The 1,566-nt window shown below is 66.5% G+C and carries 2 protein-coding genes; both read left to right on the top strand.

The window, feature by feature from the left end; all coding sequences use genetic code 11:
* Positions 1–52 precede the first annotated feature (52 nt).
* Positions 53–385, top strand: a complete 333-nt coding sequence (locus ACIGAN_RS35690; protein WP_365740672.1) for a glyoxalase superfamily protein — start codon at positions 53–55, stop codon at positions 383–385.
* Positions 386–421: 36 nt separating this feature from the next.
* Positions 422–1,555, top strand: a complete 1,134-nt coding sequence (locus ACIGAN_RS35685; protein WP_399863723.1) for an IS630 family transposase — start codon at positions 422–424, stop codon at positions 1,553–1,555.
* The last annotated feature ends 11 nt before the right edge of the window (positions 1,556–1,566 follow it).

Here is a 1,566-nt window from a genome sequence, read left to right as displayed (position 1 = left end):
CTAGTGCCGCATCAGGCAACGTTCGCCCTGGGTGGTCTGCGACGATGACTCCATGGACGAAGAGGTCATTCCCATTCTTCGCGTCGAGGACGCTGCGGCGGCGGTCGCCTGGTACGAGCGGCTGGGCTTCGCCAAGCAGTGGGAACACCGCTTCGAAGCGGGACTTCCCGCGTTCGTCGAGGTCGCCCGGGGCGGGGTGCGGTTGTTCCTGTCGGAGCACAAGGGCGATGCCCGTCCCGACACGTTGGTCTACCTCCGCGTTCGTGATGTCGAGGCCATCGCCTCCGAGTTCGGTGTGCAGGCGAAGGATGCTCCGTGGGCGCGTGAGATTGAACTGCGCGACCCTGATGGCAACCGGCTGCGGATCGGCACGCCGGCGGAATGACCATGGCCGGCAGCACGCGGCAGGGAAGCTGTGCTGGTGGCTGAGCGAGTACGCGTCCGCGAGATCGATGACGGCGAGGGGCAGCGCCTGCTGCGGATCATCCGCCGGGGCAGCGGGTCGGTGGTGACCTGGCGACGGGCGCAGATGGTGCTGCTGTCCGCGCAGGGCATGCCCGTGGCGAAGATTGCCGAGGTGACGTTCACCAGCGGGGACCGGGTCCGGGATGTAATCCACAACTTCAACGCCGACGGCTTCGACTCCCTCTACCCGAAGTACAAGGGCGGTCGGCCCAGGACGTTCACCCTGCCCGAACGGCGCGAGATCAAGAAGATCGCCAAGTCCAGGCCCGCCGAGCACGGTCTGCCGTTCTCGACCTGGAGCCTGGCCAAGCTGGCCGACTTCTTGGTCGCCGAGGGGGTGGTCGACGACATCAGCCACGAGGGCCTTCGGGTCCTGCTCCGAGAGGAGGGCGTGTCCTTTCAACGCATAAAGACCTGGAAGACCTCCCGCGACCCTGACTATGCCGCCAAGAAGGCCCGCGTCGAGCACCTCTATGCCATCGCCGACGGCGAGGTCATACCCGAGGAGGGCGAGCCCGAAGTCGTCTTATGCCTGGACGAGTTCGGGCCGCTCAACCTCCAGCCCCACCCCGGTCGGCAGTGGGCCGAGCGCGGCGGACGGCATAAGGACCCCGACCGGGAGCCCCGGCCCCGACGGCGGGCGACCTACACCCGCCCGCACGGGGTCAGGCACCTGTTCGCCGCCTACGACCTTGCCCGGGACAAGCTCTACGGCCACGTCAAGCCGAAGAAGAACCGGACGAAGTTCCTGGAGTTCTGCCGCTACCTGCGAACCCTCTACCCGCCCGAAATCCGTATCGCGATCGTGCTCGACAACTTCTCCCCGCATCTGACCACGAAGAAGGACAGCCGGGTCGGCGACTGGGCCGCGGCCAACAACGTCGAGCTCGCCTACATGCCTACGAACAGCTCGTGGCTGAACCGCATCGAGGCCCAGTTCACCGCCCTGCGCTACTTCGCCCTGGACGGCACCGACCATGCCAGCCACAAGGAGCAGGGCAGCATGATTCGCCGCTACATCATCTGGCGAAACCGTCACGCCGCCGATCAACGACTACGAGCCGTGGTCGACAGGGCGAACGTTGCCTGATGCGGCACTAG

The sequence above is a fragment of the Streptomyces sp. NPDC085931 genome, from assembly GCF_044540565.1.
In the GTDB taxonomy this organism is placed as follows: Bacteria; Actinomycetota; Actinomycetes; order Streptomycetales; family Streptomycetaceae; genus Streptomyces.
Note: the sequence above shows the minus strand (reverse complement) of the source record. Positions and strands in the feature narration are given on the sequence as shown.

Coding starts and splice junctions, on each gene's coding strand:
- ACIGAN_RS35690 (WP_365740672.1), top strand. CDS start 53: ATGGACGAAGAGGTCATTCCCATTCTTCGCGTCGAGGACGCTGCGGCG.